We start from the raw sequence: 16,355 nt of genomic DNA on the forward strand, positions 1-16,355 counted from the left end.
AAAACAAAAGAACCGGACACCGCCTCGCGGCGGTGCCCGGTCCACGCTGGGACGTCTAGAAGTTGTGCTTCAGCGTCAGCCAATACGCCCGACCTATCGTGTCATACGTGGCCACATCCGTATTGGAGTTGATCACGTTGTTCTGATAGAGGATCGGTGGTGTTTTGTCCGTCAGATTGTCGACACCGACACGGACCGTGGTCTTGTCCCTGAACTTGTAACCGACGGTCATGTCCACATAAGTGAAGGACGGAATCTGCAACGCCGGCTGGATGCCCGGCGCACCGTCCGGATCGTCGAGCCGGATCTTGTCGATGTAGCGAGCCGAGAGCAGGGCATCCACCTCGCGCAGCTTCCACCCGAGCGACAACGTGCCGCGATACTTCGCATAGTTGCCGAACTGACGATCGAAGGTGCCGGCAACACGGGTCGTTGCCGCGCCAGGTGCAGGAACATTGTCGAACTTCGTCAGATGGGTTGCATCGAGGCCGACCCGGAAGGCACCCGCGCGCTCGGTTTCGAAACGGTAGGTTATGCCGAAGTCGATGCCGTCCGTCTCGAGTGTGCCGAGATTGACCGAGGGTTGCTTGATCTGGCGGATCGAGCCGTCCTGGAAGCGGACGATCTGGCCGCAGAATTGCGGGTCGCCCGATACGACGCACTGCTGAGCCGCCGTATTCACATCGAGGGCATTGATGACGTTGTCGAGGCTGTACTTCCAGTAATCGATATTGACCGACAGGCCCTTGAGCATGGCGCTTGGCTCGAAGACGAAGCCCAGTGTGAGCACATCGCCCGTCTCGGGCTGAAGATCGGGATTGCCGATCAATATGCCCGTGATCTGCGAGTTGGGCTGCGCGAACGTGCCGTCCTGCGGAACGTTCTGGCAGGCAAGCGCGAGATTCGGGTTCGCCGTGACTTGCGCGGCCGTGAGACCCACGCAGGGATCATTGAAAGTTGGCGCCGTCGCGGACGGTGCACGGAACAGGTCGACGATCGTTGGCGCACGGAACAGCTCCGAATAGGTGCCGCGGATCAGCAGGTCTGCCACCGGCCGGTATTCGAGCTTGGCCATCGAGTTGGTCGTATTGCCGAAGTTCGAATAGTCGGAGTAACGCGTGCCGAGCGTCAGGTTGAGCGCATGCACGCCGGGACGGTCAGCCAGCAAGGGCAGGAAGATCTCCGCATAGAGTTCCGACACGTCGTAGCCGCCGGCCTGGTCACCGCTGCAGGTCTCCTGCGCCAGCAGGCAGGTGTCGAAGTTCGGCGCACTGGCCTGGGTGAGGAAGTCCGTATCGAAGCTCAGTGACTGGTCACGGTACTCCGCGCCAACAGCCAGCTTGGCGGGACCCGCCGGCATGTTGAACACATCGCCATCGAGTCCGGCACGGGCAATCCGTGTCGCGTAGCTGAATTTCTGCGTATAGGCAGCCGAAATCGTCGCCAACGCCGCCGTCTGCGAGGGGTCCGCCAGATTGAACACGTTGACAGGCGTGCAATTGAGGATTGGCGCTGCGGGCGTGCCGCAGACGGCATTGCCGCTGCCGTCGATGAACGACGGGCCGAACGCCTGTGTTGCCGCCGGCGAATACAGGTATCCGGAAGTTGTCGTCTCCTGTTGCGTGCGTCCGTAGCCGATGCCCACTTCCCAGTTCCAGGCGGATTCGCCGAGATCACCCCGCAGGCCGAGGTTGGTCTGGGACGTGTCCGAGCTGAATTCACTGCCGCGATTGCCGAGTGCCAGCAAGCGCCACAACGCATTCGGGTTAAGCGTGCCATTCGCCTGTGGCCCGCCGCCGAAGTCGATGCCGAAGGGGTTATAGACGCTCTGTGCCGAGATCACGATGTTGTCGTTGCGTGAGTCGAACGGCAGCGCGGCGATCTGGAAGCCTGATCGCGTGGTGTTGAACATCGCTTCGGCGTAGAACTGGATGTGCTCGTTGATGTCGTAGTCGGCGAGCGTGAAGATGCTGCCGCGCTCCTGCGGCGTCATCAGCAGGTTGAAGGGCTGGTAGTTGAAGAAGTCCGAGTTATTGCCCGTTGTCACGAAACAGCGATAGTCCGACAGGCTCGAGCCGCTCGTGCCGTCGGCACGCGTCACCGACGTGCAACCGTACTGGTTTGCCAACGGCGAACCGGCATCGAAGAAGATGCGGCCGGTCGGCGTGCGGCTGGAGCCGCCCTCGAAGACCGAGCCATACAGGTACAGCGCGCTGCGGGAGAAGTCACGATCACCCGCGCTGATCGACTCCTGCTTGTTCCAGGTGCCGCCCAGCATGATGTTGCCGCGCTCACTCTCCGTGCCCCAGGTGAGGCTGACCGCCTGGCGCTGGCCATCGCTCTTGCCGGTCTCGCCGAAGTCATAGGACAGCTCGAGGCCGTCCACATGTTTCTTGGTGATGAAGTTCACCACGCCTGCGACGGCGTCCGAACCGTAGACCGCGCCGGCGCCTTCCTTCAGGACCTCGACCCGCTCGATCATGCTGACCGGAATCGTGTTGACGTCGACCGCCGAGGCGCCGGTGTCGGCGACATTGCTGACGAAGCCGAAACGCCGTCCATTTAACAGAACCAGGGTGCGCTCCGGCAGCAGTCCGCGCAGCTCGACGTGCGAGGCACCCGCGCCGCCGCCGTTGTTGGTCGCCGGGTTGACTGCGGCACCCGAGATCGTCGGGATCTGCTGCAGCAGGTCACCGATGGTGGCGACGCCCGCCTGGTCGATGGCCTCGCGGTCCACGGTCAGGACCGGGCTGGCCGATTCGGCGTCGATGCGCCGGATGCGCGATCCGGTGATGACGACTTCCTCCAGGCTGTCTGCGCTGGCCTGGTCCTGCGCAAGCGCAGTGGCCGGCTGGTAGGCCGCTGCCGATGCAGCGGTTGCCAGCGCCAGCTTCATGGTCGATGGAATCGACTGGGTCATTTTCGAGTACTCCTTTGATGTGTCTGCGGGACCAGTCCCACGCCGGCGGGCGTTTCGAGCCTTGCCATGAGAGCGCGCGGGGACTGCGTCGCGTCCAGGTTGCTAGCAGAGTTCATTTAGTCTTTTAATTCAAACGGTTACAGCTCAGCCCCGTCCCGGAAGGCTTCATCCCGTAGCGGCAGCGGCTCGTCCCCGGATTCAGCCCTCGCGAGCCGCCTGAAATCGGCATCTGTGGCGTGAAGCCCACAGGGCGATGCCGAAAATGCCGCGATATGCGCCACAACCTGCCGCTTGACAGCAAAAGCGCGTTAGACTCATCATTGAAACAATCGAGCGCGGCTCGGTGTGAATTGAGGCGAATATCAAGCCATGTGGTCGGCTGCGCAAATGGCCGTCTTCGCCAAGGTCGTCGACCTCAACGGCTTCACTGCGGCCGCGCGTAGCTTCGGCGTTCCAAAAGCAGCCATCAGTCGCGCGGTCGCCGAACTCGAGGCCATGCTTGGCGTCAAGCTGCTCCTGCGCACCACGCGACGCATCGCGCTGACTCCTGCGGGACGCATGCTCTATCCCGCCTGCCGAAGGCTCCTGGACGAGTCCGAAGGCGTTGCACGCGCCGCGGCCGGCCTGCGCGAACATTCCGAGGGCCCCCTGCAGGTGCTGGCCGATGCCGCTTACGGCCGGGTGCTGCTGAGTCCCCTCGTGCCTCGCTTCCTCGAGAAGTTTCCGCGCATCCCGCTGACGGTGTCGCTTGGAACCGTTGCGACCGAGCTGCCCGTTGGCGGCGAGTCCTGGGATGTCCTGGTGCGGGCCGGCGCGACCCTGTCGACCGAGCTCGTTTGCCGCGAGCTCGGCACTCCGCCCATGGTTCTCTGTGCCACCCCTGGCTATCTGCAGAAACACCCGGCACCGACGCGTCCGGAAGAGCTCGCTGGCCACGCGGTTCTTGCAGCCGCCGACACAGGCGGCGAGCTGCGGCTGCAATTGCGCAAAGCCAGTCAACGGGCCGAAGTGCGGCTGCAACCAAAGCTGGCCGTGAACGATCCGGCGCTCATCCATGCCTCGACGGCGGCGGGGCTCGGGGTTGGACTGATGCCCGAATTCCTTTGTCGCCAGGGCCTCGCGACCCACAAGCTCGTCCGGGTGCTGGCCGAATGGCAATTGCCGGCTGGCGAGCCTTACTGCGCCATCTATCCGGTGCGCCTGGCCGCTGATGCCCGCGTGACCGCCCTCGTCGATTTCCTGGCCGCCAATCTCGTGCCGGCCCTGGCCGGCGCCGACTAAGACGCAGTCCTACGATCCGGCGCGGTCGTGGCGCTAGAATGGTTCTTGAGCTGCGCCTTCGCGCAGGGATGCGATGACGACCATGTACCGAGCACCCACGAGAGATCTGCGTTTCAATATCAACGAGTTGTTGCGCGCCCCCGCCGCCTGGGCCGCGGCCCCCGGTCTATCGGATTATTCGTCCGAAGTTACCGACACGATCATTGCAGAAGCGAGCAAGTTCGCCGAAGAAGTCCTCGAGCCTCTTTATCGTAGTGCGGATCAGACCGGCGCGCGCTGGACGCCCGAGGGTGTCATTGCGCCACCGGGTTTCAAGGAGGCCTACCGACAATATGTCGAAGGCGGCTGGGGTACCTTGCGCGCCGGCACGCGGCACGGTGGCCAGGGTGTGCCGAACAGCGTCGGCACCGCCGTCGAGGAGATGTTCGCGTCGGCAAACCTCGCGTTCAAGCTCGGCCCGATGTTGACCCAGGGTGCGGTCGAGGCGCTCGAGCACCGCGGTACGCCGCAACAGCAGGAGCGCTACCTGCCGAAGATGGTGACCGGGGAATGGAGCGGCACGATGAACCTCACCGAGCCGCAGGCCGGCTCGGACCTGGGCCAGATCCGCACACGCGCCGTGCCGGAGGGCGATCACTACCGGCTGTTCGGCCAGAAGATCTTCATCACCTACGGTGAGCACGATCTCGCGGACAACATCATCCACATGGTGCTGGCGCGCATCGAAGGCGCGCCGGCCGGTACGGCGGGCATCTCGATGTTCCTCGTGCCCAAGGTCCTGGTGAATCCCGACGGGAGCCTCGGCGAGCGCAATGACGTCGCCTGCCTGTCCATCGAGCACAAGCTCGGCATCCACGGCAGTCCCACCGCCGTCATGGCCTACGGCCAGAAAGACGGCGCGATCGGCTATCTGGTCGGCGAGCCGAACCAGGGGCTCAAGAACATGTTCATCATGATGAACGCGGCGCGACTGTCGGTCGGCCTCGAGGGCTATGCGATGGCGGAGCGCGCGTTGCAGCAGGCGGCGGAATGGGCACGCACGCGCGTGCAGGGCCGGCCGCCGGTGGCGGCACCGGGACCCCTGCCGATCATTCATCACATGGATGTGCGGCGCATGCTGATGCTGATGAAATCCCGCACCGAAGCGCTGCGTTCGGTGGCGCTCTATGCGGCGCACCAACTCGATCTCGCCGGCCATCATGCCGATGCGGCGCGGCGAACGGCCTGCCAGGCCCGCGGCGATCTGCTGATTCCCGTGGTCAAGGCCTGGTCCACGGAGAGCGGCATCGAAATCGCATCGCTCGGCATCCAGGTGCATGGCGGCATGGGCTACATCGAAGAGACCGGCGCCGCGCAAATCTATCGCGACGTCCGCATCACCACCATCTACGAGGGCACCACCGGCATACAGGCCAATGACCTGATCGGGCGCAAGCTGGGACGGGATCGCGGCGCGGCCCTCGGCGCGTTGCTCGATGACATCGACAACGACCTGGAAGCCATCATGAAGGGCCGTGAGATCGACGCGGCGATCGCCCGTGACGCGAAGCCCTATGTGAAGGCATTGCGCAAGGCCCGCGAAGATCTGTTGGCGCTGCTTGCCAAGGATGCCGCCAGCGCACAGGCAGTCGCCGTGCCCTTCGTGAGACTCACTGGCGTCGTGCTCGGCGGCTGGATGATGGCGAAAAGTGCCGCAATCGCGCAGGCGTCGCTGGCGGGCGCGGGCGACGACGCGGCTTTCTACCGCGCCAAACTGCAGAGCGCGCGCTTTTACATCGATCACGTCATGCCGGAGGCGTTGGCCGCAGCGGCGATCGTTGCGGGCGGTGCAGCCGCCGTGCAGCAAACTGCGGTCGAGTTGATTTGATGCGGCGCCGCGAGTGGCTGCGCCTCGCGCTCGCATCGGCCGCCACCGTCGTTGGCCGTGATGGCTACGCACATCAGGGCAGCAACGGCGATCACGAGCACTCACCCGATGAAAACCAGCACTTGCTGATCCGGCGCATCCCCTCGAGTGGCGAAGGCATTCCGGTCATCGGGCTTGGCACCTCCGGTCCGTTCGAGGTGGGGGACGATGACACGGTGCGCCGGCAACTCGTCGAGGTGCTCGAGACCTTTTTCGTTGGCGGCGGCATGCTCATCGACACGTCGCCGATGTATTCGACGGCCCAGGCCGTGCTCGGCGATCTCCTGACCGAAGCAATGCAGGCGCGAGCCTTTCTCGCTACCAAGGTCTGGACGCGCGGGCACGATCAGGGTGTCGCGCAGATGAGCGAGTCGATGCGTTTGCTGCGCCGCAAGCGCATCGAACTCATGCAGGTGCATAACCTGCTCGATCTGGATACGCAGCTGGCAACCCTCGCTGAGTGGAAGGCGAAAGGTCGGGTCCGCTACGTTGGCATCACCCACTACACGGTGGCGTCGCAGGATCAGCTGGCTGAAGTCATATCACGCCATCAGGTCGATTTCGTGCAGACCAATTACTCGGCCTTCACGCCCGACGCGGCGCGGCGCCTGTTGCCACTGGCGGCGGATCGCGGTGTTGCGGTGCTCGTCAACCGGGCCTTCGAGGATGGCAAGGTGTTTGCCAGGCTGCGGCAGCAGCCGCTGCCGGGTTTCGCCGCCGACATCGATTGCACGAGCTGGGCGCAGCTGTTGCTCAAATACGTCATTTCCCACCCGGCCGTGACCTGCGTCATTCCGGCGACCGGCAAGGCGAGCCACATGAAGGACAACCTGGCCGCCGGCCGTGGCGCAATGCCTGGACGCAGGTTGCGAAAGCAGATCGCCGACGCCGTGCGTGCCTGAAATTTTTCGCCTGCAGCCACGGTCCAAGTCTGCATGGGAATAACGCGACGGACGGGGTTGGCCTTGTGCCTGGCAATGGCGCTGCCGATCGTGTCGCAATCGGGCGCCGCGCCGCAGGCGCCTTCGTTCAAACTCGCCGCCGCCGATGGCAGTCAGTTCGAATTTCCAGGCCACGGCGATCAACGCGTGACCGTGCTGCTCTTCTGGGCGACCTGGTGCCCCTATTGCAAAGCCCTGATGCCGCACCTGCAATCGATGCTCGATGAGTACGGCAGCGAACGCCTTCGCGTGCTCGCGATATCGATCAAGGAAGATGGCGATCCGCTCGCTTATCTGCGCGGGAGCGGCTATCAGTTCACACCGCTGACCGGTGGCGACGAGGTGGCCATGCGATACGGCGTGACGGGCACGCCGGGTCTCATCGTCGTCGATCGCGGCAATCGCATCGTGTTCGATCTCGCGACGCTGCAAAAGCCCGGCGCGCTCGCGAGCGAAGTCGATGCGCTCGGGGCGCGCAGCGCCAAAGCCGGCCGCCTGGCGCCGTATTGGGCCGCGCAGATTCGCAAGGCCCTGGATCGCACGATGCGTGGGGATACGTCGAAGGGCGGCTAGAACCTGCCCGGCTCGCGCCTCAGGCGCGCGGCGCCCTGGCCCGTCCCGTGTCGCGATGCGCTTTGCGGCCACCCGGCAGGCGCGGTGACCTGCCGAGCGCACCGCCAATGGACAATTCCGCCATCGCGCGGCAGCGCTCGACCAGGCCGGCGGCCGCGGCGCGCAATTCGTCCGATTCGCGCACTTCGCGCATGTTGTTCTCCATGTCCTCGGCGCTCCAGCCGCGCGAGTGCGCGATGAACGGATACTGCGGAAACTGGCAACCGAGCTCTGCAAAGAACATCAGCATCTGGCCGGCGACGGCCTGCACGTTGTCCTGGCCGCCGGTAATGATGAAGCCCACGGCCTTGTTGCCGAGAAGATTGCGGTTGGCGATGGTCTGCTGGTTCTGGATGCAGTTCATGCGCTCCGCCATCTTCTGGTAGAGGCTGCTCGGCGCACCCCAGCGGATCGGTGTCGCGACCAGGATCACATCGGCCCAGTGCACTACCCCTTCGTAGATGCGATCCATCTGGTCGTCGGGATCCATCTGGGTAATGGAGCAGGGCCAGGTGCAGGCGCGCGCGGATTTTGAATAGAACCCCTCGCAATGGCGGAAGTTGAGATCCTGCACCCGGATGAATTGCGTTGCGCAACCGGCAGTCGCGGCGCTGTGTTCGAGCGCATGGCGCAGTAGCGCTTCGGACGTACTATAGCGGGGCTCCATGGCGCTCATCAGCGTGGTCGACAGCCCAAGGACGCGCACCGGGCCTGGCTCGCGCTTCACATCGCGCGCGAGCGCATGCGGCGGGTGCGGCGCACGGCTGCGTTTGCTCACCGGCTGTGCGCTGATCAGCAGATGTCCGTTCTCCTCGCGCAGTGCGTAGGAGGGGACGGCGTCGGCTTCATAGCCTGGTTCGCCGCGCCCGCTCGAGCGGTGGAATTTCCAGTAATGCCATGGACAGACGAGGTACTCGCCATCGAGGCGACCATCGCCCAACGGCCCGCCCACATGATTGCAGGTATTCGATACCGCACCGAAGCGGCCATCGCGGTAACTCAAGGCGACGCGCGACGCGCCGACCGCCACCGTCTGCAGCTCCTGAGTACGCAATGTTTCGACGGGTCCGAGATCAATCCATTCTTCTGCCATGGGCGTTGCCTCGTTGCGCGCCTGCTCGACGCAAAATTATGGCAGCTGCCGGCGCCAGCGGTTGGTTAGAATGCATGCATCAACGTAGGGAGACGAACGATGCGCCTGGCTCTTGTTGCTTTCATCTCGGTCCTGGGCCTTGCCGGTGCCGCACGCGCCGAGATCGTGGTCGTCACGGCCGATCACATGATCGACGTGCAGGGCGGGCGGGTGATCGACAAGCCCGCAATCACCATCGACAACGGGCGGATCACCTCGGTGGGGCAGGCCGGTGCGCCACTTCCCTTCGGTGCACGACAGATCGATTTGCCGGGCATGACGCTGCTGCCCGGCCTGATCGACATGCATGTGCATCTCACCAGCGATCCGACCTATGGCGGCTACCGCTATCTCGAGGTTACCGACAATTTCTGGACCATCGTCGGTGTCGCCAATGCGCGCAGGACGATCGAGGCCGGATTCACCACAGTGCGTAATGTCGGCTCGTCGAACTATGACGACGTCGCGCTCAAACAGGCCGTCGAGGCAGGTTACATCGTTGGCCCGCGTATCGTTCCGGCAACCTACGCGATCGGCGCCACGGGTGGGCATTGCGATACCACCGAGTTTCCGCCATCCGTGACGACACCGAATCCGGCGGTGGCCGACGGGCCCGACGCGATCCGCGCGACGGTCCGCAAGCTTCGCAAGGCAGGCGCCGAGGTCATCAAGTTCTGCGCCACGGGCGGTGTGTTCTCCAAGACCGATACCGTCGGCGGCCAGCAGTACAGCTACGAGGAAATGAAAGCGCTGGTCGACGAGGCACACATGCTCGGCTTGCGCGTCGCCGTGCATGCGCACGGAGCCGATGGCATCAAGACGGCGATCCGGGCGGGCGCCGATACCATCGAGCATTGCAGCCTCGCCGACCAGGAAGCCTTCGACCTTGCCAAAAAGCACGGCACCTACTTCTCCATGGATATCTACAACGATGACTACATACTTGCCGAAGGCGAGAAGAATGGCGAGTTCGCGGAGTCACTCGAGAAAGAGCGGATGATCGGCCTCAAGCAGCGCCAGACCTTCAAGGCGGCGCATGCTGCCGGCGTCAGAATGGTTTTCGGGACCGATGGCGGTGTCTACCCGAATGGCGACAACGCCCGGCAATTCGAAAAAATGGTGAGCTGGGGCATGACGCCGCTCGAGGCCATTCGCGCTGCGACCGTCACGGCCGCCGAGGCGCTCGGCCGCAGCAAGGATGTCGGCGCGATCGAGGCTGGCCGCTATGGCGACCTGATTGCCGTGCGTGGCGATCCGCTGGCGGACGTGAATCTGCTGCGCCAGGTCGCCTTCGTCATGCAAGGTGGCAAGGTCATCAAGGGGCCCTAGCGCAACAGGCGGGACGCTGCCCGCTGCGCGCAGTCAGTCAGGTGTTTGCGACCTGGCGATCGCTCCATGCGGGCGCGTCCTCAGCGGTCGCAGGCGAGGTTTCGTCGTCCTTGGTGCTGATCAGCCGCGGTATCGGACCGTCGGCGCGCAATTGCTGCCGGGTCATTTCCAGCCAGCGTTCGACATGGCGGCAGAATCGCGCCGTTTCGCGCAGCCGCCGGGCGTTGACACCTTCTTCGCCGATGATGCGCTCTTCTGATTCGCCCAGGCGCCAATACCACTTGATGCTGTCGATGCCGCGATCGTTGCGATAGGGCAGCGTGATGGTGAAACAGCGCTTGTCGTTGCGCCGCTCACCTTCGGCGTGGGCAAAATAACTGGCGAGTGGTTCTTCGAGGTCGACGCGTTTCATCAGACAGTGCGTACATCATAGCTTGGATTCGCCGAAAAGGTAGCCATTGGATGGACGCGATGAATGCCGCCGTTCGAGATCGAGCAGAAATTGTTTGCGCCACAGACCTCCGCCATAGCCGCCGAGCTTGCCGTCGGCATTCACGACGCGATGACAGGGAATGACAATGGCGATACGATTGAGGCCATTGCTCTGGCCGACGGCGCGAACCGCGCGCTCATTGGCGATGCTGCGCGCGACGTCCTGGTACGACCAGGTCTCGCCATAGGGGATCTTCAGGAGCGTACGCCACACGCTGCGCTGGAATTGCGTACCCGGGTAGGACAACGGCAGCGCGAATTGCTGGCGCTCGCCAGCGAAGTACTGCTGCAGCTCGGTGCGAAGTTGTGCGAGCAGCGGATTCCTGCCCGGCAGCAGCGGCATGCCAAGCCGCTTGCGCACCGTCTGCAGCTGTGTCTCGAGCATGCGCCGATCGGTGAACTCGAGCAGACAGAGCGCCTTGTCGGTCGCGCCCGCGATCATGGGGCCCACGGGCGTTGCCAACCAGTCGAGGACGACCACGTCGCTGTTGGTCGCCTCGATCGGCGATGCGCCGAAAATGCGTTCGAAGGCACTGCGAAAGCCGCTTTCCGACTCATAGCCGGCTTCGATGGCTGCTTCGCTCACGGTACTCCCCTGTTTGATGATGGTAAACGCCGCGCTCAGGCGCTGCGCCCGGCAATAGGCCTGGAAGGTCATGCCGTAATGCTGCTTGAAAAAGCGGCGCAGGCGCGCCGGTTCGATGCCGAGACGGCGGATCGCCGCGGCGGGCAAGCGGCCATCGCGGCTTTTGAGCTGCGCCTTGATGGCAGCTTGCACCCACGCCGGTATCGTGCCCCCGGATTCGAGCGGCCGGCAGCGCTTGCAGGCGCGGTAACCGTTGAACATGGCGGCACCGGCCGTGGCGAAGAATTCAAGGTTGCCGGCAAGCGGTTTGCGCGCGCGGCAGGACGGTCGGCAGAAGATACCGGTGGTGCGCACGGCGGCAAAGAATATGCCATCGTAGCTGGCATCGCGCGCCATGAAGGCGCGGCGCATCTCTCTAATGCTCGGCGTCGAGGTCATGGCGCCAATGATGGCCGGATTCGCCCCGGTACGGCCACCGAAAAAACGACAACTTGCCCGTGCGGAAAAAACCGCTAATGTCTCGGTGCGGGCTGCAACGGGAGGAGGCTCCGTGAACTGGCTGATTGCGGCAATCGTGGTTGCCATACCGGGGTGGGCGATTTTCGTCTACAACCGCCTGGTGCAGGACCGTAATCGCATCGCCCAGTCGTGGAGCGATGTCGATGTCCAGTTGCGCCGGCGTCACGACCTGGTGCCGCGACTCGTCGAGCTTGTGAAAGGCTATGCGAGCTACGAGCAGGCCCTGCTCACCCAAGTGAGCGAATTGCGCTCGCAAGGGCAACGTCTTTCGCACCCTGGCGAACTTGCCGGCGTGGAGAGCAGTCTTGGTGCGGCCATGCAGCGCGTGGTTGCCATCGCCGAAGCCTACCCCGATCTCAAGGCCAGCGAGAATTTCCTGCAATTGCAGCGCGAACTGGTCGAGACCGAGGATTCCATCCAGTACGCACGCCGGTATTACAACGGCGCCGTCAATCGCTTCAATACCCGCATCCAGAGTTTTCCGGACATGTTCATCGCGCGGTTGATGGCATTGCGCGCGGTCGAATTCTTCGAACTCGACCAGCAGGCTGCAGCCATGGTGCCGGCCGTCAAGCTGCCATGATGGCGCGTTGCCGCGCCTTGCTGGTCGCTGCACTTGCGCTCAGTGCCGCGCCGGCCGCAGCCAGCGGTGGCGAGCGCATCGTCAGTTTCGACAGCAACATCACCATCGCCGCCAACAGCGAACTCGAAGTGCGCGAAACCATCGTCGTGGAGGCGCGCGGCGAGACCATCAGGCGTGGCATCTATCGCGATTTTCCGACCCGTTACCGGCGTGCGGACGGCCAGCCGGTGGTCGTTGGTTTCAAACTTCGTTACGCCGAGCGGGACGGCCGCATCGAGCCTTCGCGCACCGAGTCCCAGGCGAACGGCATACGCATCTACATCGGCGATCCGGAGCGTCTGGTGGCGCCGGGCCGGCACGAGTACGTGATTGTCTATTCGACCGATCGCCAGCTCGGCTTCTTTGCCGATCACGACGAACTTTACTGGAATGTGACTGGCAACGGCTGGGCACTGCCCATCGAGACGGCGAGCGCGCGGGTACAGCTGCCGGCGCAGGTTGCGGCGGGCCTGCTTGCGCTTGGCGCCTACACCGGGCTGCAGGGCGAACGTGGGACAGATTTTTCAGCCGAAGCCAACACCGGTCAGGCGCTGTTCGTCACCACGCGCAGCCTGCAACCACGCGAGGGCTTCACCATCGTGGTGGGTTGGCCCAAAGGTATCGTTGCGCCGCCATCTGCGGCGATGCGAGCACGCTACCTGTTGCGGGATGTCTGGCTTGCGCTCCTCGCCGCGACGGGACTCCTGTCGCTCGCGGCCTACTACTACTACGCCTGGAATCGCGTCGGCCGCGATCCGGCGCGGCGCCTGATCGTTCCGCACTACAGTGCGCCCGAAGGCCATTCGGCTGCGGCGATGCGCTACCTGTGCGAAATGTCCTACGACGATCGGTGCTTCGCCGCGGGTATCCTCAGCCTCGCCGTCAAAGGCCACTTGCGCATCGATCGGACGAGCGGCGGCATGTTTGGCCAGAAGAAAGACTACGTACTGCAGCGGTGCGAACCAGACACGAAGCAGGCCGCCCTTTCGGGCGATGAGCAGCCGTTGCTGGCGGAGCTGCTCGGCGCGCGACCGTCGATTGCGCTGCAGAACAAGAACCATGAGATCCTGCGCATGGCGCGGGATGCGCATGAAGCCGCGCTGCGCAACGCTTACAAGAACAGGTTCTTCCATATCAACGGCCTGTGGCACGGCCTGGGTGTCGCGCTGTCGATCGTCCTGCTGGTGCTGCTTTTCTTCCTCGGTCAGGTCGCTGGCCTCGGTGCCGTCTGGCTTTTTCGGAGCCCCGCCGGCTGGGCCACCCTGCTCGTCGCCGTACTCGCGCTCGCATTGAACGGAGTGTTCGGCAAATTGTTGAAGGCCCCCACGGTCGCCGGGCAGCGCGTCATGGAGCAGATTCTCGGCTTCAAGATGTATCTTGGCATCGCCGAAGGCGAAGCACTGAAGTTGCAGAATGCGCCGAAGATGACGGCGAGCCTGTTCGAGAGCTATCTGCCGGCGGCTCTCGCGCTGGGTGTTGAACAAAGCTGGGCCGAGAAATTCGCCACGCTCCTCGCGACCGATCCGGCAACGGCGTCGGTAGGCACCAGCTGGTACAGCGGCAATTCCTGGCAGGATCTCGGAGCGCAGAAATTCACCGACAGCATCGGCTCGTCACTGACCAGTGCGATTTCTTCCGCGTCGAGTCCGCCGGGCTCGAGTTCCGGCGGCGGCGGCGGCGGATCGTCGGGCGGTGGTGGTGGTGGCGGTGGCGGCGGCGGTTGGTAGCCCGCCCGCGCTGCGTTCCCGCATGTCGCGATAGGCGGCGAGTGCGTCGAGCCGCGATACCCGCAGATCCACGATCGGCGCCGGATAGTCGGTGGCCTTGCCGCCCGGCCCGAGCTGCGGCACCCAACGTCGCACATAATCGCCGCCGGGATCGAATTTCTGCGCCTGGCTGAGGGGATTGAAAATCCGGAAATAGGGCGCGGCGTCCGCGCCGCAACCGGCCACCCACTGCCAACCGAGCGTATTGTTCGCAAGATCCGCATCGACGAGTGTGTCCCAGAACCAGCGAGCGCCGCACAGCCAGTCGAGGCGCAGGTTCTTGACCAGAAAGGATGCAACCACCATGCGCACCCGGTTGTGCATCCAGCCGGTGGCCCAGAGTTCCCGCATTCCGGCATCGACCAGCGGTATGCCGGTCTCGCCGCGACGCCACGCAGCCAATGCCGCCTCATCGCTGCGCCAGGGAAAGTTTGCAAAGGAGGCGCGCAGTGGTTGCGAGGTCGTGTGCGGGAAATGATAGAGCAGGTGATGGGCGAATTCGCGCCAGCCGAGTTCCGTGACGAATCGGCTGTCCCGCCAGTGCGCCGGGCCGAGCCCGCGTGAATCGGCAGTGCTGCGCAATGCATGCCAGATCTGTTGCGGCGATATCTCTCCGAAATGAAGATGAGGTGATAACCGCGAACTGCCTGGCAGTGAGGGAAATTCGCGTTGCCGGGCATAGTCGGCAGCACCGTCGGTGACGAATTCGCGAAGCCGCTGCTGCGCACCGGCCTCGCCCGGCTGCCAGTGCTGCGCCAGGCTCTTGTACCAGTCCCTCGCGGGCATGAGTCCGAGCGAGTCGAGGGTAACGCTCGCGGGCCACTTCGGCGGTGCGCGCGGAACCGGCGCAGGCGTGGCGCGCCCGGGCGGTGGAAGTTGCGACAGCGCCGCACGCCAGAAGGGCGTGAACACCTGAAACGGCTTGCCTTGCTGGGTTGCGAGTTGCCAAGGCTCGATCAGCAGTGCGCTGTTGTGGCTCTGCACGTTGATGCCCTTGGCGCGCAATTGCTGCTTGATCGAGGTATCGCGCGCGATGGCACCGGGTTCGTAACAACGATTCCAGTACACGTGCCGCGCGCCGGTTTCATCGAGCAAGGCCGGCAACACCGACGCGGCGCGGCCACGTCGCAGCAGCAGGCGGCTGCCGCGCGCGAGAAGGTCCACCTGCAGTGCATCGAGCGACTGATGCAGCCACCAGCGGCTCGCGGCACCCGGCGACCAGGGCGCCTCGTCCTCGTCATCCCAGATGAATACGGGTATGACGGCCGAGTGCGCCGCAGCCGCGGCGAAGGCCGGGTTGTCGGCAAGGCGCAGGTCGCGCCGCAGCCAAAGGATAGCGATGTCCACATCGTCAGCCACTGGCAAGGGGCCGCGCTCGCTCACGCCAGATAATATAAAGGCCGCTCGTGATTACGATCGAACCGCCGAGCAGGACGCGCGACGACGGCGCGACCTGCCAGACGAACCAGTCGATCCCCATGCCCCAGAGCAACGCGGAGTACTCGAACGGCGCGATGACCGATGCCGGCGCCGCGCGAAAAGCCTCCGTAAAGAGATATTGCGCCACCGCGCCGACAGCGCCGATGGCAATGATTACCCACCAATGCGATGGCTGTACCGGCGCCCAGGACGGCGCCGCGAGCGCGGCGCAGACCACAGTCATCGTCGCCAATGACCAGATGACGATGCTGCCGGTGCTTTCGCTGCGCGTCAGCCACCTGACCGTAATCGCCGAGACCGCATAGCAGACGGCCGACAACAATGCCGCCAGTGCGCCGAGGCTCACGAGGTTCGCGCCGCTCGGGCGCAACATGGTCAGCGCGCCACAGATTCCGACGGCTATGGCAAGCCAGCGGCGCGGTCCGACCTGTTCGCCGAGCAATGGCACGGACAGTGCGGTCACGATGAGCGGCGCAGCGAGGAAAACCGCATAAGTGTCAGCCAGCGTGAGTTGGCTCACCGCGTAGACGAAGCTCGTCATGACAATGACCATCAGGGCGCCGCGCAGCAGATGCACCGGGATGCGCTGTGGGCGCAGGCTTTGCCAATTGCCGCGCACCAGCGTCGGCAGCAGCAGGAAAGGCAATGAGGCGGCGCCGCGCAGCGCACTGACCTGCAACGGCGAGTAGTCCGCGGCAAGGAATTTGAGCAGCGCGTCCATGGCGGAGAACGCGCCGATCGCAAGCAGCATGATGGCAATGCCGCGAATGTTTGTCGTGTGCATGGAACAGCCGTCGTCAGGGAAGGAG

The 16,355-nt window shown here is 64.3% G+C and carries 13 protein-coding genes; 7 read left to right on the forward strand and 6 right to left on the reverse strand.

Going from position 1 to position 16,355, the window contains the following annotated elements; translation table 11 throughout:
- Positions 1 to 55: 55 nt before the first annotated feature.
- The gene (locus tag R3E77_01245) at positions 56 to 2,920 is read right to left on the reverse strand and encodes a TonB-dependent receptor (GenBank protein MEZ5498032.1); all 2,865 of its coding nucleotides are present in this window, start codon (positions 2,918 to 2,920) and stop codon (positions 56 to 58) included.
- A 387-nt stretch (positions 2,921 to 3,307) separates the two neighbouring features.
- Between R3E77_01245 and R3E77_01250 the strand changes: the two genes are divergently transcribed.
- From R3E77_01250 to R3E77_01265, 4 genes are all read left to right on the forward strand, one after another.
- Positions 3,308 to 4,201: a LysR family transcriptional regulator gene (locus tag R3E77_01250; GenBank protein MEZ5498033.1), complete on the forward strand. Its 894-nt coding sequence runs from the start codon at positions 3,308 to 3,310 to the stop codon at positions 4,199 to 4,201.
- A gap of 82 nt (positions 4,202 to 4,283) precedes the next feature.
- The gene (locus tag R3E77_01255) at positions 4,284 to 6,068 is read left to right on the forward strand and encodes an acyl-CoA dehydrogenase (GenBank protein MEZ5498034.1); all 1,785 of its coding nucleotides are present in this window, start codon (positions 4,284 to 4,286) and stop codon (positions 6,066 to 6,068) included.
- Positions 6,068 to 7,009: an aldo/keto reductase gene (locus tag R3E77_01260; GenBank protein MEZ5498035.1), complete on the forward strand. Its 942-nt coding sequence runs from the start codon at positions 6,068 to 6,070 to the stop codon at positions 7,007 to 7,009. Before R3E77_01255 ends, R3E77_01260 begins: the two co-directional genes overlap by 1 nt.
- A gap of 75 nt (positions 7,010 to 7,084) precedes the next feature.
- Positions 7,085 to 7,621, forward strand: a complete 537-nt coding sequence (locus tag R3E77_01265; GenBank protein ID MEZ5498036.1) for a TlpA disulfide reductase family protein — start codon at positions 7,085 to 7,087, stop codon at positions 7,619 to 7,621.
- Positions 7,622 to 7,640: 19 nt separating this feature from the next.
- On the opposite strand, the gene R3E77_01270 is transcribed toward R3E77_01265, so the two are convergent.
- Positions 7,641 to 8,753 (reverse strand): NAD(P)H-dependent oxidoreductase, encoded by a 1,113-nt coding sequence (locus tag R3E77_01270; protein ID MEZ5498037.1) that lies wholly within the window; start codon positions 8,751 to 8,753, stop codon positions 7,641 to 7,643.
- 99 nt (positions 8,754 to 8,852) lie between these two features.
- On the opposite strand from R3E77_01270, the gene R3E77_01275 reads away from it, so the two are divergent.
- Positions 8,853 to 10,121 (forward strand): amidohydrolase family protein, encoded by a 1,269-nt coding sequence (locus R3E77_01275; protein MEZ5498038.1) that lies wholly within the window; start codon positions 8,853 to 8,855, stop codon positions 10,119 to 10,121.
- A 37-nt stretch (positions 10,122 to 10,158) separates the two neighbouring features.
- On the opposite strand, the gene R3E77_01280 is transcribed toward R3E77_01275, so the two are convergent.
- Together R3E77_01280 and R3E77_01285 are read right to left on the reverse strand one after the other, a co-directional pair.
- Positions 10,159 to 10,533, reverse strand: coding sequence for a hypothetical protein (locus R3E77_01280; GenBank protein ID MEZ5498039.1), 375 nt, complete (start codon positions 10,531 to 10,533; stop codon positions 10,159 to 10,161).
- Between the two features lie 15 nt (positions 10,534 to 10,548).
- Entirely contained in the window at positions 10,549 to 11,637 is a 1,089-nt protein-coding gene (locus tag R3E77_01285) for a methylated-DNA--[protein]-cysteine S-methyltransferase (protein ID MEZ5498040.1), read from the reverse strand.
- Positions 11,638 to 11,749: 112 nt separating this feature from the next.
- On the opposite strand from R3E77_01285, the gene R3E77_01290 reads away from it, so the two are divergent.
- Positions 11,750 to 12,301 carry a LemA family protein gene (locus R3E77_01290; protein MEZ5498041.1) on the forward strand — a complete coding sequence of 184 codons (552 nt, stop codon included), beginning with the start codon at positions 11,750 to 11,752 and terminating at the stop codon, positions 12,299 to 12,301.
- On the forward strand, positions 12,298 to 14,067 hold the full coding sequence (locus R3E77_01295) for a DUF2207 domain-containing protein (GenBank protein ID MEZ5498042.1): 1,770 nt from the start codon (positions 12,298 to 12,300) through the stop codon (positions 14,065 to 14,067). The genes R3E77_01290 and R3E77_01295 overlap by 4 nt, the downstream gene beginning before the upstream one ends.
- On the opposite strand, the gene R3E77_01300 is transcribed toward R3E77_01295, so the two are convergent.
- A complete protein-coding gene (locus R3E77_01300; GenBank protein MEZ5498043.1) occupies positions 13,954 to 15,489 on the reverse strand; it encodes a deoxyribodipyrimidine photo-lyase in 1,536 nt (511 codons plus the stop codon). The two genes, R3E77_01295 and R3E77_01300, sit on opposite strands and share 114 nt — an antisense overlap.
- Positions 15,458 to 16,330, reverse strand: a complete 873-nt coding sequence (locus R3E77_01305; GenBank protein ID MEZ5498044.1) for a DMT family transporter — start codon at positions 16,328 to 16,330, stop codon at positions 15,458 to 15,460. The genes R3E77_01300 and R3E77_01305 overlap by 32 nt, the downstream gene beginning before the upstream one ends.
- Positions 16,331 to 16,355 lie beyond the last annotated feature (25 nt).

It is taken from the genome of Steroidobacteraceae bacterium (assembly GCA_041395505.1).
GTDB lineage: Bacteria > Pseudomonadota > Gammaproteobacteria > Steroidobacterales > Steroidobacteraceae > JAWLAG01.

What these genes read in the sequence shown, in the direction of transcription:
- R3E77_01245 (MEZ5498032.1), bottom strand. Translation starts at nt 2,920, where the DNA reads ATGACCCAGTCGATTCCATCGACCATGAAGCTGGCGCTGGCAACCGCT.
- R3E77_01250 (MEZ5498033.1), top strand. Translation starts at nt 3,308, where the DNA reads ATGGCCGTCTTCGCCAAGGTCGTCGACCTCAACGGCTTCACTGCGGCC.
- R3E77_01255 (MEZ5498034.1), top strand. Translation starts at nt 4,284, where the DNA reads ATGTACCGAGCACCCACGAGAGATCTGCGTTTCAATATCAACGAGTTG.
- R3E77_01260 (MEZ5498035.1), top strand. Translation starts at nt 6,068, where the DNA reads ATGCGGCGCCGCGAGTGGCTGCGCCTCGCGCTCGCATCGGCCGCCACC.
- R3E77_01265 (MEZ5498036.1), top strand. Translation starts at nt 7,085, where the DNA reads ATGGCGCTGCCGATCGTGTCGCAATCGGGCGCCGCGCCGCAGGCGCCT.
- R3E77_01270 (MEZ5498037.1), bottom strand. Translation starts at nt 8,753, where the DNA reads ATGGCAGAAGAATGGATTGATCTCGGACCCGTCGAAACATTGCGTACT.
- R3E77_01275 (MEZ5498038.1), top strand. Translation starts at nt 8,853, where the DNA reads ATGCGCCTGGCTCTTGTTGCTTTCATCTCGGTCCTGGGCCTTGCCGGT.
- R3E77_01280 (MEZ5498039.1), bottom strand. Translation starts at nt 10,533, where the DNA reads ATGAAACGCGTCGACCTCGAAGAACCACTCGCCAGTTATTTTGCCCAC.
- R3E77_01285 (MEZ5498040.1), bottom strand. Translation starts at nt 11,637, where the DNA reads ATGACCTCGACGCCGAGCATTAGAGAGATGCGCCGCGCCTTCATGGCG.
- R3E77_01295 (MEZ5498042.1), top strand. Translation starts at nt 12,298, where the DNA reads ATGATGGCGCGTTGCCGCGCCTTGCTGGTCGCTGCACTTGCGCTCAGT.
- R3E77_01305 (MEZ5498044.1), bottom strand. Translation starts at nt 16,330, where the DNA reads ATGCACACGACAAACATTCGCGGCATTGCCATCATGCTGCTTGCGATC.